The sequence below is a fragment of the Actinoplanes couchii genome, from assembly GCF_016862075.1.
GTDB lineage: Bacteria > Actinomycetota > Actinomycetes > Mycobacteriales > Micromonosporaceae > Actinoplanes > Actinoplanes couchii.
In genome coordinates this window covers 1-14,876 of record NZ_BOMG01000033.1, presented here as the reverse complement: position 1 = coordinate 14,876, position 14,876 = coordinate 1, and the positions used below count along the sequence as shown (strand labels likewise).

The window sequence follows — 14,876 nt, the reverse complement described above, 5'->3', positions numbered from 1 at the left end:
ATCCGGTAGTACTGATGCATGGCGTTTCATGTGCGCGGGACGGTTCTGCCGGACGGTGAGGTCCGGGACCTGTGGCTGGTGGGGGACCGGGTCACCTTCGAGCCGGTGAGCGGTGCCGAGACGATCAGTGACGGCGGGTTCGTGCTGCCGGGGCTGGTCGACGCGCACTGTCACCTGGGGATCGCGTTCGGGGCGAAACCGATCGAGAGCGTCGGCCAGGCGCGGGAGCTGGCCGTGCAGGATCGGGACGCGGGTGTGCTGGCGATCCGGGACGCCGGCTCCCCGTTCCCGTACCCGGAGCTGGATGACGAACCGGATGTGCCCCGCCTGGTCCGGGCCGGGCGGCACGTGGCCGCGCCGAGGCGCTATCTGCGCGACATCGGCGTGGAGGTGGCCGGCGCCGAGGTCGCCGCGGCGGTGACCGAGCAGGCGAAAGCGGGCACCGGCTGGGTGAAACTGGTCGGCGACTGGATCGACCGGAGTGTCGGCGATCTGGCGCCCAGCTGGGACGCGGCGACGATGACCGCGGCGGTGGAGGCGGCGCACGCGGCCGGGGCCCGGGCGGCGGTGCACACCTTCTCCGAGGAGGGTGTGGAGATCATGGTGCGGGCCGGCGTCGACTCGGTGGAGCACGGCACCGGCCTGACCACGGATCTGGTCGACGAGATGGCCCGCCGGGGGACCGCCCTGGTCCCCACGATGATCAACATCAGGACGTTCGGGAAGATCGCGGACAGCGCGCGGGGCAAGTTCGACGCCTACGCCGACCACATGATCGCCCTGCGGGACAGGTTCCCCTCGGTGGTGCTGGCCGCCCACGAGGCCGGGGTGCCGATCTACGTGGGCACCGACGCCGGCGGCGGCATCCGGCACGGCCTGGCCGCCGAGGAGATGCTCTACCTGCACGAGGCCGGGATCCCGGCGACGGATGTGCTGGCCGCGGGCTCCTGGCGGGCCCGGGAGTGGCTGGGTCTCCCGGGCCTGGTCGAGGGCGGCCTGGCCGATCTGGTGGTCTACGAGACCGATCCACGCGCGGACCTGCGGGTGGTCCGCGCACCGAGCCGCATCGTCCTCAAGGGGCGCGTCATCGGGTGAACCGCCAGATCAGCACCTCCGCCCCGGCCGGGCAGGTGAGGAGGTCGGTGTTCCAGTCGCAGCGGCCGGAGATCTCCGGCATGGTGCCCAGCTTCACCGACCGGAAGTCGATGTTGGAGACGCCGCGGGCGGTGAACCGGCCGTCCCCGGCGTCCCGGGTCAGGGTGAGCGCGTTGCCGTCGTCGACAAAACCGCCGATGCCGTTGTCGGAGTAACGGGCCTCGCCGGACTCGTCGTAGAGGGCGGTGCCCTTGTCGCCGCCGCCGCTGGTGAAGACGTGGCCGAGCCGGGTCGCGTTGAACCCGATCAGCGGCACCGCCCCGGTGGTCCGGAGCACCGTCCCGTCCGGCTGGGCCAGAAGGGTGAGCCGGGCCGCGGCGCCGTTCTCCTCGTAGACGCAGAGCCGGTCGGTCCCGCAGCCGAAACTCCTGGTCACGGACCACGGCGCCGGTGGACGGTAGAGGGTGCCCGCCGGGCTTCCCACGCCGTCCGGCTCGGTCACGTAGGCCCGTCCCTCGTACGCCGAAAGGTCCTGGATCCCCGCTCGTCCCCGGTTGACCGCCAGGATCTTGCCGGTGCGGATGTCCCGGGTCTCGATCCGGCCGCCGGCCGACGCCAGGATCAGCCGGTCGTCGGTGACCGGGTAGACCTTCTCGCTCGACGGATGGAAGAGCCCACCGGCCTCGTCCGGATCCCCGGCGGCCCGCATCCCGGTCATCAGCCGGTTGCCCGTCGCCGGCGCCGACCACAGCCGCTTCCCGGTGATCAGGTCGTATCCCTCGATCGTGCCGGTCGCGCCGACCAGCCGGGCCAGCACCTCCGTGTGCAGCACCAGCTGGTCATCGATGGTGTGCGGCAGTTCCCAGCGCCGCGCACCGGTCCGGGGATCGTGGAACTCCAGGGCCCGTTCGCCCTCCGCCTCCTTCTCCAGCAGGAGGATCACCGAATCCGGGGTGGTCGCCACCCCGCGGTAGAAGCCCCGGTCCGGCCCGGCGAGATCGCTGAGCGTCCAGAGGGTCTTCCCGGTGGTGACGTCCCGCGCGGCGGTCACGTGCCGGCCCTCGGCGTCGACGGAGAAGCCGATCACCCGGTTCCCGGAGATCCGCGCCCCGCTCCAGGCCCGGCCGTCGGCGATCCGGAACGGCTCGCCGACCGGCGCGAGACCCCGGATCCGGGCCGGCGAGGTGGCCGGCAGAATCGGCTCGGCCCGCTGCTCCCGGTTCACCACCAGGCCGGTGCCGGCGAGGATCAGCAGCACCGCGGCGGCGGCCAGCACCGCCCGGTTGCGATTGCGGCGCCGCCGGCCGCGTTCCCGGGCGGGTTCGGCGCCGGCCAGCGGGATCGTGTCGGCCTGCCGGCCCAGCGCGGTGAACAGTTCATCCAGGTCAGCGGACACGGTGGGCTCCTTCCGTGTTCTCTCTACGCTCCTCGGAAGCGTTCTCTCTGCGCTCCTCGGAGGCCAGGGCGGCGGCCAGCGCGGCCCGGCCCCGGGACAGCCAGGACTTGACGGTGTTCTGGGAGCTGCCGGTCTCCTCGGCGATCTCGGCGATCGACCGGTCCAGCAGGTAGTGCAGGGCGAGCGCGCGCCGGTGCCGGTCCGGCAGTTCACGCATGGCCCGGACCAGCAGGACCACGTCCTCCGACGGCGGGTCCACCGGCGGTATCGGGGGTTCGGCGGCGGCCCGGGCCCGGCGGATGCCGATCCGGCGCCAGCGGTCCGCGGACAGCCGGTTCACCACCAGGCGCAGCCACGCCTCCGGGTCGTCGTACCCGGCCAGCCGCTTCCAGCGCTGCCATGCCCGGGCGTACGCCTCCTGCACCAGGTCCTGCGCCTCGGCGGCGTCACCGGTCAGGCCGTACGCGTATCTCAACAGCCGCCGGGACGTGTCCCGGTAGAAGTCATCGAAGTCCATCTCCCACCCCGTCCTTCTCCGTTGAGGAACACGGGATGCCCACCCGCCCGGTTGCGGAACGGACGCGACTACGATGCTTCCTCATGGCTCGCGTGCTCACTCCCCGTGCGGAGGACTTCCCCCGCTGGTACCAGGACCTCATCGCCAAGGCGCAACTCGCCGACAACGGCCCGGTGCGCGGCACGATGGTGATCCGGCCGGTCGGCTGGGCCATCTGGGAGCGCATGCAGGCCGACATGGACCTGCGCATCAAGGAGCTGGGCGTGCAGAACGCCTACTTCCCGATGTTCATCCCGGAGAGCTACCTGCGCCGCGAGGCCGACCACGTGGAGGGCTTCTCCCCGGAGCTCGCCGTGGTCACCCACGCCGGTGGCAAGCAGCTCGCCGAGCCGCTGGTGGTCCGGCCCACCAGTGAGACCGTGATCGGCGAGTTCATGGCCAAGTGGGTCGACTCGTACCGGGATCTCCCTCTGCTCCTCAACCAGTGGGCCAACGTGGTCCGCTGGGAGCTGCGCCCGCGGACCTTCCTGCGAACCACCGAGTTCCTCTGGCAGGAGGGGCACACCGCGCACGCCACCGAGGCCGACGCCCGGGAGCACGCGCGCGACGTGCACAAGAACGTGTACGAGCAGTTCATGACCGACCTGCTGGCCATCCCGGTCGTCCCCGGCCGCAAGACCCGGGGCGAGCGGTTCGCCGGCGCCACCAACACGATGACCGTCGAGGCCATGATGGGCGACGGCAAGGCGCTGCAGATGGGCACCTCGCACGAGCTGGGCCAGAACTTCGCGAAGGCCTTCGACATCAGCTACTCGTCGGCGGAGCGCACCGTCGAGCACGCCTGGACCACGTCGTGGGGCACCTCGACCCGGATGGTCGGCGGCCTGATCATGGTGCACGGCGACGACAACGGCCTGCGGCTGCCGCCGCGCCTGGCGCCGATCCAGGTCCAGATCATGGTGGTCAAGGCCGGCGAGGGCGTCACCGAGGCCGCGACCCAGCTGCGCGACGACCTCAAAGCCGCTGGTGTACGGGTGAAGCTGGACGACCGTGCCGACATCCCCTTCGGCCGTCGCGCCGTCGACGCCGAGCTGCAGGGCATCCCGATCCGGGTCGAGGTCGGCCCGCGTGACCTGGCCAACGGCAACGCCGTGGTGGCCCGCCGGATCGACGGCTCCAAGTCGCCGATCGCGCTGGCCGAGGTGGCGAACGCGGTGGTGGCCGCGCTCAAGGCCGACCAGCAGCGGCTGTACGACGACGCGCTGGCGTTCCGCGAGGAGCGCACCGTCGACGTGAAGACGCTCGGCGAGGCGATCGAGGCCGCGCAGACCGGCTGGGCCCGGGTGCCGTGGTCCGCGGTCGGCGAGGCCGGTGAGAAGGAGGCCAACGGCAAGGCCGTGACGGTCCGCTGCCTCACCCGGCCGGACGGTTCGATGCCGGAGTCGGACGAGGAGACGGACCTGATCGCGTACGTCGGTCGTTCGTACTGAGAAATGGGTTTTGAACCGGGTCGTCTGGTCCTGCACCGCGACACGCATCACGGCCGGATCGCCTTTGTGCACCCCGGCCGGGTGATCTCGGACGACGAGCGCGGGCTGCTCATCTGGGTGGCCCGCGGCTCGGTGATCGCGGTGGAGCGGTCGCTGGACGGCCGTGGTCCGCGGGACTTCCCGTTCGACGGCTGGATGGCCGCCGACCGCGAGCCCCGGTTCGCGCAGTGGAACGGCCCGGGGGTGCTGCGGTTCTTCCCGCCGGGGGAGAACCATTCGGTCTGGTTCTTCCGGGACGACGAGGGCTCGTTCACCGGGTACTACGTCAACCTGGAGGAGGCCTCGGTCCGCTGGGACGACGGCGCCGCCGCCGGGATCGACGTGATCGACCAGGATCTGGACATCGTCGCCCGTGCCGACCGGACCTGGGTCTGGAAGGACGAGGACGAATTCGCCGAGCGGCTGGCCTTCCCGGAGCTGTACTGGGTGCCGGACGAGGCGGCGGTGTGGGCCGAGGGCCGCCGGGTGATCAAGCGGATCGAGGCGGGGGAGTTCCCGTTCGACGGCACCTGGTGTGATTTCCGCCCGGACCCGTCCTGGGAGACCCCCACGGAGCTGCCGGAGGGCTGGGACCGGCCGGTCGTGGCCCGTTCCTAGGGTCGGTTGGTCGTTACCGCCGGTCGTCTGGCAGAATGGCTCGTTGGTATCCGGCATGCGACAGGCGCCCTCTAACCCCTGATCGTGACGCCAATCCACGAGGCTTCGGTCCCCGCAATCCCCACGTGGGTTCCGGTCGGCTTCACCCACGTACTTACCAGGAGCGAATACACCGTGGCCGTTAAGATCCGGCTCCTGCGGATGGGCAAGATCCGCAACCCGCAGTACCGCATCGTCGTCGCCGACTCGCGCACCAAGCGCGACGGTCGCGCCATCGAGTACGTCGGCATCTACCAGCCGAAGGAACACCCCTCGGTCATCCAGGTGAAGTCCGAGCGTGTGCAGTACTGGCTCTCGGTCGGCGCGCAGCCGAGCGAGGCCGTGCAGCGCATCCTCGAGAAGACCGGTGACTGGCAGCAGTTCAAGGGCCTGCCGGCCCCGCCGCCCCTCCTGGTCGCGGAGCCCAAGGTCAAGCCCGAGGCGCCCGTCGAGGCCGAGGCCGAGACCAAGCCGGCTGCCACGCCGAAGAAGGACAAGGCCAAGACCGAGGCGAAGGCCGACGAGGCCAAGGCTGAGACCGCTGAGGACCCGGCCGGTGCCGGCGCCGACGCGAGCTGACGGGGCGCTCCGGCCCGCGCTGGAGCACCTCGTCAAGGGCATCGTCGACAGCCCGGACGACGTCCGGGTTCGTCTGGTCGACTCGCGCCGCGGCAAGCGGCTCGAGGTCCGCGTGCACCCCGACGACCTGGGAACGGTCATCGGGCGTGGCGGGCGGACTGCCAAGGCCCTGCGTCAGGTGATCGGGTCGATCGGCGGTCGTGGCATCCGGGTCGACATCGTCGACGCGTACTGATCGATGCTGCTAGTCGTCGGCCAGATCGGTAAACCGCACGGCATCCGGGGCGAGGTCTCGGTGGTCGTGCGGACCGACGAGCCCGAGGAACGCTTCACCGCCGGTTCGGTGTTCATCACGGAGGTCCCCCGGGACCGCCGGGTGAGCGCCGGCCCGGCGGCCGCGCCCGCCTCCGGTGCTCGCTTCGAGGTGCCTCAACAGCTCACCCTCGAGTCGATCCGCTGGCATCAGGGCCGCGGCATCGCCGTCTTCGAGGGCATCCACGACCGCAACGTCGCCGAGGCGTTGAAGGGCGTGTTCCTCCAGGTGGACAGCGCCGGGGTGGCGCCGCCGGAGGACCCCGAGGAATTCCACGACCATCAGCTCGTCGGGTTGCGGGTGGAGTCCGTGGACGGCGTGGAGCACGGCACCGTGCAGCGCATCGATCACGCGCCCGCCTCGGACCTGATCGTGCTCGCCAAGAAGGGCGGCGGGACGGCCCTGATCCCGTTCGTCACCGCGATGGTCCCGACCGTGGACGTCCCGGGCGGCCGCATCGTGGTGGATCTCCCGGAAGGCCTCCTGGATCTGTGAAGGTCGACATCGTCTCGATCTTCCCGGACTACTTCGCGCCGCTCGATCTCTCGCTGATCGGCAAGGCGCGGACCACCGGGACACTCGACCTGACCGTGCACGATCTGCGGACGTGGACCTCCGACGTGCACCGGACCGTGGACGATTCCCCGTACGGCGGTGGCCCCGGCATGGTGATGCGCCCCGAGCCCTGGGGTCAGGCACTGGACGCCGTGGTGTCGGACGGGGCGACTCTCGTCGTACCGTCGCCGGTCGGGAAGCCCTTCACCCAGGCCGACGCCCAGCAGCTCGCCGGCCTGGACCACCTGGTCTTCGCCTGCGGGCGGTACGAGGGCATCGACCAGCGGGTGATCGACGAGGCCCGGGACCGGATGCCGGTGCGTGAGGTGTCCCTCGGCGACTACGTGCTGTTCGGCGGCGAGGTCGCGGTCATCGTGATCATGGAAGCGATCACCCGGCTGCTGCCCGGCGTGCTCGGCAACGCCGACTCGCTCACCGAGGAGTCGCACGCGGCCGGCCTGCTGGAGGCCCCGGTCTACACCAAGCCGCTGGCGTGGCGCGGCCGTGAGGTGCCGGACGTGCTGCGTTCCGGTGACCACGGCCGGATCGCCCGCTGGCGCCGCGAGCAGAGCCTGCTGCGCACCGCCGACCGCCGGCCGGACATGTACGACGCGTACCCGCCGGACCTGCTCGACAAGTGGGACCGGAAGGCCATCGCCGAGGCTGGATTACACCTCCCGGCTCCGGGTGTGGCAGAGTAGTGAGGTTGCCGTCTCTCTCCTGCGCCGCAGGGCGGAGACGAGGGCCCCGAGCTTGTCGTCCGGGGTCAGAATCACCCATCGCGCGCCGAACTCCCGACGCGCCCCAGAGTACGAGGATGCAGCGATGAACTCCCTGGACGCTCTTGACGCCCAGTCGCAGCGCACCGACCTTCCGGACTTCCGGGCCGGTGACACTCTCAAGGTGCACGCCCGGGTCGTCGAAGGTAACCGGTCCCGTGTCCAGGTCTTCCAGGGCGTCGTGATCGCCCGCCAGGGCTCCGGCCTGCGGGAGACCTTCAAGATCCGCAAGATCAGCTTCGGCGTCGGCGTCGAGCGGACCTACCCGTTCAACAGCCCGGCGATCGACAAGATCGAGGTCATCACCCGCGGTGACGTCCGTCGCGCCAAGCTCTACTACCTGCGTGAGCTGCGCGGCAAGAAGGCGAAGATCAAGGAGCTGCGGGAGAAGCAGACCGTCTGATCTCCGCGATGCGACCGGGACGGGTGCGGGCGAACTATGCTTGCCCGCGTCCCGGGTGCTTGAGTTGGTGAACCATTCCAGTCCTACCGCCCGTAAGTTCCCCTAGCCGGGAAACCCGGGCGGTAGTGCTGTATCCGGGGGCGGTTCGGCCGTTAGGCGGCGGGAGATGCGAAGCGTGGATCCGATGGAAGGCTATCGGCCGGCACGACGGCGGCGTGGCATTGTACGGAAGGAGATGCCTCTCTGGCAGGAACTTCCTCTGCTGCTCGTCGTGGCGTTCTGCCTGGCGGTATTGATCCGGACCTTCCTGGTCCAGGCCTTCTACATCCCTTCCGGGTCGATGCAGAGCACCCTGGAGATCAAGGACCGGGTGCTGGTCAACAAGGTCGTCTACGACATGCGCGACCCGCTGCGCGGCGAGATCGTGGTGTTCCGCGGCACCGAGAACTGGGTGCCCGAGGTGACCGAGCCGGTCAGCGACGCGTTCCTGGCCAAACTCGGCCGGACCATCGGTGACCTGGTCGGGGTCAGCCGGCCCGGCGAGAAGGACTTCATCAAACGGGTGATCGGGCTTCCGGGTGACAAGGTCGCCTGCTGTGACGAGAAGGGCCGGATCACCGTCAACGGGGTCGGCATCGACGAGGAGTACATCGACGAAGGCTTCAACTCCGATCTGAGCCAGCCGCCGATCCCCGGTCAGTGCACCAGCCGTCGATTCACCGAGGTCACCGTGCCACCGGGGCAGATGTTCGTGATGGGTGACCACCGCGAGGTCTCGCAGGATGCCCGCTGCCAGGGCCCCGTCCCGATCGACAACATCATCGGCCGGGCCTTCGTGGTCGTCTGGCCCAGCGAACACTTCACCGGTCTGGACATCCCGGACGTCTGGCAGCAGTTCGGCGAGCAGTACCCGGCGGCCGCCTCGGCGCATCCGGTGAAGGCCCGCGAGTCCGCGCCGATCGTCGCGGTGGACCTGTTCCCCCTTCTGTTCGGTGTGGTTTTATCCGCGCGTTCCGGTATGTCGTTCGCGACCCGACGACGTAGGCTCCGAGCGTGATTGACGAGCAGACCGAAAAGCGCAAGGGATCGTTCTGGCGCGAACTCCCCATCCTGCTGGGGGTGGCGATCCTCGTCGCCGTCCTCGTCCGCGCCTTCGTCCTGCAGACGTTCTACATCCCGTCGCCCTCGATGCAGCACACCCTCGAGCTGTGGGACCGGGTCCTCGTCAACAAGCTGGTCTACAACTTCCGGGAGCCCCGCCGCGGCGAGATCCTGGTCTTCAAGGCGCCGACCGCGTGGCAGTCCGGCGCCGACGGTGAGGACTTCATCAAGCGCGTCATCGGCCAGCCGGGTGACAACGTGGTCTGCTGCGACACCCAGCGCCGTCTCGTCATCAACGGCCAGTCCCTCGACGAGCCGTACGTCTACGTGGAGTCCGACGGCACCCGCAACCAGGTCGCCGACCAGGACTTCGACATCACCGTGCCGGAGGGCCGGCTCTGGGTGATGGGTGATCACCGGGAAGCCTCCGGTGACTCCCTCGAGCACTACGAGCAGAGCATCGCCACCGACGAGGCCGGCAAGATCCAGGAGGCGACGATCCCGATCGACTCGGTCGTCGGCCGCGCCTTCACCATCTTCTGGCCGCTCGACCGCGCGACCCTGCTCTCGGTGCCGGAGGAGTTCGAGACGGTCCCCGCCGCGGGCAAGTGACGCTCGCGCAATAGGCTTGGCCCCGTGACCGAGGTGAAGAACCGCCGCGCCGGCCGTGTTCTCCTTGTCAACCCCGCCGGCCGAGTCCTGTTGCTGCACGGCGGAGATCCGGCGCGCCCCGGCTACCGCTGGTGGTTCACCCCCGGTGGCGGCCTCGACGAGGGCGAGACGACCCTGGACGCCGCCTGCCGCGAGCTGTTCGAGGAGGTCGGGCTCCGGGTGCCGGCCGATGCGCTGGGTGCGCCGGTGCACAGCGAGGTGACCGAGTTCTCGTACGGCGGGCGGGCCTACCGGCAGGAACAGGACTTCTATCTGCTCCGGGTGGACGACTGGCGGGTCGACACGGCCGGGATGGACGAGGACGAGCGGTTGACGATCACCGAGCATCGGTGGTGGTCGGCTGACGAGATCGAGTCGAGCGACGCGGAGATCTTCCCGGTCGACCTGCCCGATCTGCTCCGTTCCCTTCCTTCACCGACTTCCCTTTCTTCATCGCCTTCGATTCCGTCGCCGCCTTCGGTTCCGTCGCCTCGTTCGCTTCCGTCGCCTCGTTCGGTTCCGTCGTCGGGAGGGGCCTGACATGTTGGCCCCACCGCGCACCGTGGTTCGGCGGGAAGCCGGGCTCTACGCCCTGGAGCAGGCGTTGCAGCGCCGCGGTTTCCGGCACGTGGCGGGCGCCGACGAGGCCGGCCGGGGCGCCTGTGCCGGGCCGCTGGTCGCCGCCGCGGCGATCCTGCCCGAGGGCAAACGGGGCGAGATCCCCGGCCTGGCCGACTCCAAGTTGCTGACCGCGGCCGCCCGGGAGCGCGTCTACGCGCAGGTGGTGGCGAAAGCGCTGGCCTGGTCCGTGATGATCATTCCACCGGCCGAGGTCGACGCCCGCGGTCTGCACGTCTGCAACCTGGCCGCGATGCGCCGGGCGCTGGCGTCGCTGGAGGTCCGCCCGGATTATGTGCTGACCGACGGGTTCCCGGTCGACGGCCTGGGCGCCCCCGGTCTCGCGGTCTGGAAAGGCGACCGGGTCTCCGCCTGCGTCGCCGCGGCCAGCGTGCTGGCGAAGGTCACCCGGGACCGGTTGATGATCGAATTGGACGAGAAGTTTCCGGACTACGGTTTCGCGGTGCACAAGGGCTACATCACCGAGGAGCACAGCACCGCGTTGAACCGGCACGGGCCGTGCGCCGAGCACCGGTTCTCGTACGTCAACGTGGCCGCCGCCTCCGGGCGCGGCAACCGGCCGCCCCGGGCCCGGCGTCCCGCGTCGCCGGCCGCTCCTTCTTTGTTCGACGATGTATCCGTTACCGAGCCGCTGCTGATTCCGGGGACCGCTGAGGGTACCGTCGGCGTGGCGTCGAGCGAGCAGCCTCAGCCGTCGCCGTCAGTGGGGGAAGATAAGGCCATGGAGGGCGAGACACGATGAGCGCAGAGGATCTCGAGAAGTACGAGACCGAGATGGAGCTGCAGCTCTACCGGGAGTACCGCGACATCGTCCGCCAGTTCTCCTACGTGGTGGAGACCGAGCGCCGGTTCTACCTGGCCAACCAGGTCGACCTGCACGTGCGCAACTCCGACGGCGAGGTGTATTTCGAGGTCGAGATGCACGACGCCTGGGTGTGGGACATGTACCGCCCGGCCCGCTTCGTGAAGAACGTGCGGGTGATGACGTTCAAGGACGTGAACGTCGAGGAGCTGGAGAAGCCGGACATCTCCCTACCCGAGGACGGCGGCTTCGGCTCGTAATCCACAGTCCGCGGCTGTCCACAGGGCCAGCCGCGGGATTCCGGCGGGGCGGGCAGGCTTTCCGGCATGTCTGTCGTCGCCATGCTCCTGCCGCTGATCTTCGTCTGGCCGGTGGGGCCCACCGCGGTCACCCGGCCCTTCGATCCGCCCGATCAGCCCTGGCTGCCCGGGCACCGGGGTGTCGATCTGGCCGCCCCGGCCGGGGCGGTGGTGCGGTCCGCGGGGGCCGGCACCGTCGTCTTCGCACAGCGGCTCGCCGGGCGGGGCGTGGTGAGTGTCGCGCATGCCGGTGGGCTGCGGACCACCTACGAGCCGGTCACCGCCGACGTCAGCGCGGGGGATCCGGTCGCTGCAGGTGATCCGATCGGGGCTCTTGAGCCCGGCCATCCGGGCTGTCCCGGGGTGTGCCTGCACTGGGGGTTGCGGCGCGGCGACGTCTACCTCGATCCGCTCCTGCTGCTCGGGCTGGGGCGGGTGCGGCTGTTGCCGCTTTCTCCCGGTGCTTCGGCGCTTCCCTCGGGCGCCTTGTCCCCTTTCTCGGGCGCTTTGTCGCCTCTTCCTGTCGGCTCACCTTTGGCTGGCTCACCTTTGGCTGGCTCACCGTTGGTAGGCCGCCAGCAGGGCGGGCAGGCGTTCGGCCAGGGTGTCGAATTCCTCCGGCCGGTTGTAGACCTGGCCGCTCAACCGCAGCATGCCCCGGCCGCCCCAGGCGCTGACCTGGACCTCGGCGGCGAGCTTGTCGGCGATGTGCAGCCGCAGTTCGTTGGCCTCCGGCTGGGTGGTGGCCAGCCCGGCCGGCAGCGGCACCACCCGCATGGCCACGCCGGGTCCGCCCGGGTGCGGCAGATCCCCGCGCCCCAGGCCCAGGGCCTCACCGACAACCCGTTGGGCGTACGCCGCCAGAGCCTCGTTGTGGGCCCGGACCTCTTCCAGCCCGAGCGTGCGCAACGCGTAGACCCCCGCCGGCGCGGCCAGCCAGGGGGTGTAATCGATCGTCCCCTGGAACTCGACCGACAGCGGGAAACCCTGCTCCTGCTCCCAGGAGACGACCAGCGGATCGATCCGTTTCCGCCAGGCCGGCGCCACGTGCAGCAACGCCGTGCCCCGGGGCGCCCAGGCCCACTTGTGCAGGTTGCCGACCCAGAAATCGGCGCCGATCGCGGACACGTCCACCGGCAGCATCCCCGGCACGTGCGCGGCGTCCACCAGCACCGGGATGCGGTGCTCATGGGCGGCGGCGACGATCTCGCGTACCGGAAAGAGGGTCGCCGTGGCCGACGCCAACTGGTCGATCACCAGCAGCCTGGTCCGTCCCGGTCGCAGCGCGGCCCGCACCCGGCTCACCATCTCGCCGGCCGGCACGCCCAGCGGCACCGCCACCGTCCGGGCCGAGGCCCCGCTCCGGCGGCACTGCCGGCGCACCGCCATCGTCACCGAGCCGTAGGAGTGGTCGGTCAGCAGCACCTCGTCCGCGCTGCCCAGCGTCACCGACTGCAGCACCAGTGACACCGCGGCGGTGGTGTTCGGCACGAGAGCGCTGCCGTCCGGGTCGGCGCCCAGGAACCCCGCCAGATGCCGTCGGGTGTGGACGATCCGGTCCATCAGCCCGGTGCCGTAGAAGCGCAGCGGATTGGCCTCCATCTCGTCCCGGAGCCGCTGCTGGGCGCGCTGGACACTGATCGGGAGGGCGCCGAACGAGCCGTGATTGAGATAGGACACCGTGGGGTCCAGGGAGAACAGCAGGCGGGCGCCGGGGAGGGGCCGGGGCTTGCTCATACAGTGGATCGTACGATGTCAGGCCCGTGGATGGGCTTGGTTGAACGCGGCCCGGAGCCGTTCGGTCGACACATGGGTGTAGATCTGGGTGCTGGCCAGCGAACTGTGCCCGAGCAGCTCCTGCACGGCCCGCAGATCGGCGCCGCCGTCCAGCAGATGGGTGGCCGCCGAGTGCCGCAGGTCGTGCGGGCTGGTGTGCGGCAGTCCCGCGGCCCGGGCCGCGTCCCCCACGATCCGCCGCACGACGGTCGGCTGCAGACGCCCACCCTTCACACCGAGAAAGAGCGAGTCCCGGCTGGCCCGCGTCACGAGTTCGGGCCGCCCCAGCCGCAGATATTCGTCCAGAGCCCGCCGAGCCGGATCCCCGAACGGCACGGACCGCTCTTTGGCCCCCTTACCGAAGACCCGAACCACTTGCCGCCCACGATCGACATCACCCCGGTTCAGATCACAGAGCTCACTGACCCGAATCCCAGTCGCATACAACAACTCAAGAACAGCCCGATCCCGAATCCCCACAGCCGTCCCAGCCCCACCACCCTGGCCACCGTCACCCCGGTCACCATTACCCTGGCCGCCGTCACCTAGGCCATCGACGTCTCCGACGTCCCCCTCGCGGCGACCCTCGTTCCCGCCGTGATCGCTGACGTCTCGGCTGCCGGCGTTCCTGCCGTCCTCCTCGCCACGGCCCTCGTTCCCGCCCTTGTCACCCTTGCCGTTGGCCTCCGTCGCGGTCCTAGGTTCGGTACCAGCCTCCGCGCCGGGATCTGCGCCGGGATCCGTGTCGGCTTCGGTTCCGGTGGTGGCTGCTTCCGATTCCGAGGCGCTGGCCTGTTGCCTCGCCGGGTCTCTTCCCTCGGCCAAGGTGTGGGGGGACATCAGGGTTGCGGCCTGGTCGGCGCGTAGCACGGTCGGCAGTGAGCGATGGGCGCGCGGGCTGGCCAGTTGGGCGCCCGGATCGGCGGGGGCGCGGCCGGTGCGGTGTGCCCAGCCGGTGAACGCGCGGATCGACGCCGCCCGTCGCGCCTGTGAGGTCCGGGCCGCCCCCGAACCCATCCGGGCTGCCAGCCAGCCCCGGAGCACCACGATGTCCAGGTCGGCGACAGTGCCCCGGCCCTCGTACGCCGCATGATCCAGCAAAGAGACCACATCACCGACGTACGCCCGGACCGTGTGCTCCGATCGCCCCTCCACCAGCGCGAGGTGCCGGCCGAACTCGTCCACAGTTTCACGCAGGGCCCGGGGCAGCCGCTCGTGCAATTCACGGATCCGCATCGCTCCGACCGTCCACCCCGCGGGTTTCCGAGTCAAGTCTGCGATCCGGCGTTTCTGTCGTACCCCGGGTCTAGCCTCCGGGTCATGGCACGCTGGGAGGAAATCGAGAGAGAAGCCCCGGAGTTCGCGGCCCGAGTGCGGGCCCTGTTCGAAGCCGGGACCAACAAGACCATCGCCACACTGCGCCGCGACGGCTCACCCCGGATCAGCGCGTCCGAGGCCGAGTTCATCGGCGGCGAGATCACCTTCGGCATGATGCCCGATTCGCTGAAGCTGAAAGACGTCCGCCGTGACCCGCGCCTGGCGATGCACAGCCCCACCTTGGAGCCCCCACCGGGCGACCCGTCCGCGGGCCCCGGCGACGCCAAGCTGTCCGGCCGTGCGATCGAGACCCCACCCCCACCGAACACCCCACACGTCGGCGCGGGCTTCTTCAAAATCGACCTCGAAGAGGTGGTCCTGACCTACGTGGGCACCCCCGCCGACCACTTGGTGATCGAGTCCTGGCACCAGGGGAAAGGCCACCGCCGCCGAACCCGGGCCTGACCC

The 14,876-nt window shown here is 70.3% G+C and carries 18 protein-coding genes and 1 pseudogene; 15 read left to right on the top strand and 4 right to left on the bottom strand.

All coding sequences use genetic code 11. The annotated features are described in order from the left end of the window. Nucleotides 1-18 precede the first annotated feature (18 nt). Nucleotides 19-1,095, top strand: a complete 1,077-nt coding sequence (locus tag Aco03nite_RS10550; protein ID WP_203794747.1) for an amidohydrolase family protein — start codon at nucleotides 19-21, stop codon at nucleotides 1,093-1,095. On the opposite strand, the gene Aco03nite_RS10545 is transcribed toward Aco03nite_RS10550, so the two are convergent. Both Aco03nite_RS10545 and Aco03nite_RS10540 read right to left on the bottom strand, forming a co-directional pair. Further along, entirely contained in the window at nucleotides 1,085-2,491 is a 1,407-nt protein-coding gene (locus Aco03nite_RS10545) for a PQQ-binding-like beta-propeller repeat protein (protein ID WP_203794745.1), read from the bottom strand. The two genes, Aco03nite_RS10550 and Aco03nite_RS10545, sit on opposite strands and share 11 nt — an antisense overlap. Then, entirely contained in the window at nucleotides 2,481-3,008 is a 528-nt protein-coding gene (locus Aco03nite_RS10540; protein WP_203794743.1) for a SigE family RNA polymerase sigma factor, read from the bottom strand. The genes Aco03nite_RS10545 and Aco03nite_RS10540 overlap by 11 nt, the downstream gene beginning before the upstream one ends. A gap of 83 nt (nucleotides 3,009-3,091) precedes the next feature. Between Aco03nite_RS10540 and proS the strand changes: the two genes are divergently transcribed. From proS to Aco03nite_RS10475, 13 genes and pseudogenes are all read left to right on the top strand, one after another. Then, entirely contained in the window at nucleotides 3,092-4,498 is a 1,407-nt protein-coding gene (gene proS / locus Aco03nite_RS10535) for a proline--tRNA ligase (RefSeq protein WP_203794741.1), read from the top strand. Nucleotides 4,499-4,501: 3 nt separating this feature from the next. Beyond that, on the top strand, nucleotides 4,502-5,155 hold the full coding sequence (locus tag Aco03nite_RS10530) for a ribonuclease FAU-1 family protein (RefSeq protein WP_203794739.1): 654 nt from the start codon (nucleotides 4,502-4,504) through the stop codon (nucleotides 5,153-5,155). A 174-nt stretch (nucleotides 5,156-5,329) separates the two neighbouring features. Continuing rightward, nucleotides 5,330-5,773 (top strand): 30S ribosomal protein S16, encoded by a 444-nt coding sequence (gene rpsP / locus Aco03nite_RS10525; RefSeq protein ID WP_203794737.1) that lies wholly within the window; start codon nucleotides 5,330-5,332, stop codon nucleotides 5,771-5,773. After that, a complete protein-coding gene (locus Aco03nite_RS10520; protein ID WP_067698687.1) occupies nucleotides 5,751-6,008 on the top strand; it encodes an RNA-binding protein in 258 nt (85 codons plus the stop codon). The genes rpsP and Aco03nite_RS10520 overlap by 23 nt, the downstream gene beginning before the upstream one ends. A 6-nt stretch (nucleotides 6,009-6,014) precedes the next feature. Next, the gene (gene rimM / locus Aco03nite_RS10515; protein WP_203794864.1) at nucleotides 6,015-6,581 is read left to right on the top strand and encodes a ribosome maturation factor RimM; all 567 of its coding nucleotides are present in this window, start codon (nucleotides 6,015-6,017) and stop codon (nucleotides 6,579-6,581) included. Beyond that, the gene (gene trmD, locus Aco03nite_RS10510; protein WP_203794735.1) at nucleotides 6,578-7,342 is read left to right on the top strand and encodes a tRNA (guanosine(37)-N1)-methyltransferase TrmD; all 765 of its coding nucleotides are present in this window, start codon (nucleotides 6,578-6,580) and stop codon (nucleotides 7,340-7,342) included. Before rimM ends, trmD begins: the two co-directional genes overlap by 4 nt. 124 nt (nucleotides 7,343-7,466) lie before the next feature. Then, nucleotides 7,467-7,823: a 50S ribosomal protein L19 gene (rplS, locus tag Aco03nite_RS10505; RefSeq protein ID WP_203794733.1), complete on the top strand. Its 357-nt coding sequence runs from the start codon at nucleotides 7,467-7,469 to the stop codon at nucleotides 7,821-7,823. A 166-nt stretch (nucleotides 7,824-7,989) separates the two neighbouring features. Beyond that, complete coding sequence (gene lepB / locus Aco03nite_RS10500) at nucleotides 7,990-8,880, top strand: signal peptidase I (protein ID WP_203794731.1); 891 nt, start codon at nucleotides 7,990-7,992, stop codon at nucleotides 8,878-8,880. Continuing rightward, the gene (gene lepB / locus Aco03nite_RS10495) at nucleotides 8,877-9,536 is read left to right on the top strand and encodes a signal peptidase I (RefSeq protein WP_203794729.1); all 660 of its coding nucleotides are present in this window, start codon (nucleotides 8,877-8,879) and stop codon (nucleotides 9,534-9,536) included. Before lepB (Aco03nite_RS10500) ends, lepB (Aco03nite_RS10495) begins: the two co-directional genes overlap by 4 nt. 24 nt (nucleotides 9,537-9,560) lie before the next feature. Next, nucleotides 9,561-10,115 carry an NUDIX hydrolase gene (locus tag Aco03nite_RS10490; protein WP_203794727.1) on the top strand — a complete coding sequence of 185 codons (555 nt, stop codon included), beginning with the start codon at nucleotides 9,561-9,563 and terminating at the stop codon, nucleotides 10,113-10,115. A gap of 1 nt (nucleotide 10,116) precedes the next feature. After that, nucleotides 10,117-10,956 carry a ribonuclease HII gene (locus tag Aco03nite_RS10485; protein ID WP_203794725.1) on the top strand — a complete coding sequence of 280 codons (840 nt, stop codon included), beginning with the start codon at nucleotides 10,117-10,119 and terminating at the stop codon, nucleotides 10,954-10,956. Next, on the top strand, nucleotides 10,953-11,276 hold the full coding sequence (locus tag Aco03nite_RS10480) for a DUF2469 domain-containing protein (RefSeq protein WP_203794723.1): 324 nt from the start codon (nucleotides 10,953-10,955) through the stop codon (nucleotides 11,274-11,276). The genes Aco03nite_RS10485 and Aco03nite_RS10480 overlap by 4 nt, the downstream gene beginning before the upstream one ends. Nucleotides 11,277-11,342: 66 nt before the next feature. Further along, a pseudogene (locus tag Aco03nite_RS10475) lies at nucleotides 11,343-11,768 on the top strand (murein hydrolase activator EnvC family protein); the annotation flags it as partial. Nucleotides 11,769-11,873: 105 nt separating this feature from the next. Here the strand turns inward: Aco03nite_RS10475 and Aco03nite_RS10470 are convergent. Continuing rightward, on the bottom strand, nucleotides 11,874-13,052 hold the full coding sequence (locus Aco03nite_RS10470) for an aminotransferase class V-fold PLP-dependent enzyme (protein WP_203794721.1): 1,179 nt from the start codon (nucleotides 13,050-13,052) through the stop codon (nucleotides 11,874-11,876). Between the two features lie 18 nt (nucleotides 13,053-13,070). Further along, nucleotides 13,071-14,327, bottom strand: a complete 1,257-nt coding sequence (locus tag Aco03nite_RS10465) for a tyrosine recombinase XerC (protein WP_203794719.1) — start codon at nucleotides 14,325-14,327, stop codon at nucleotides 13,071-13,073. 84 nt (nucleotides 14,328-14,411) lie between these two features. Here Aco03nite_RS10465 and Aco03nite_RS10460 point away from each other — a divergent pair, with 84 nt between their 5' ends. Further along, complete coding sequence (locus Aco03nite_RS10460; protein WP_203794717.1) at nucleotides 14,412-14,873, top strand: pyridoxamine 5'-phosphate oxidase family protein; 462 nt, start codon at nucleotides 14,412-14,414, stop codon at nucleotides 14,871-14,873. The last annotated feature ends 3 nt before the right edge of the window (nucleotides 14,874-14,876 follow it).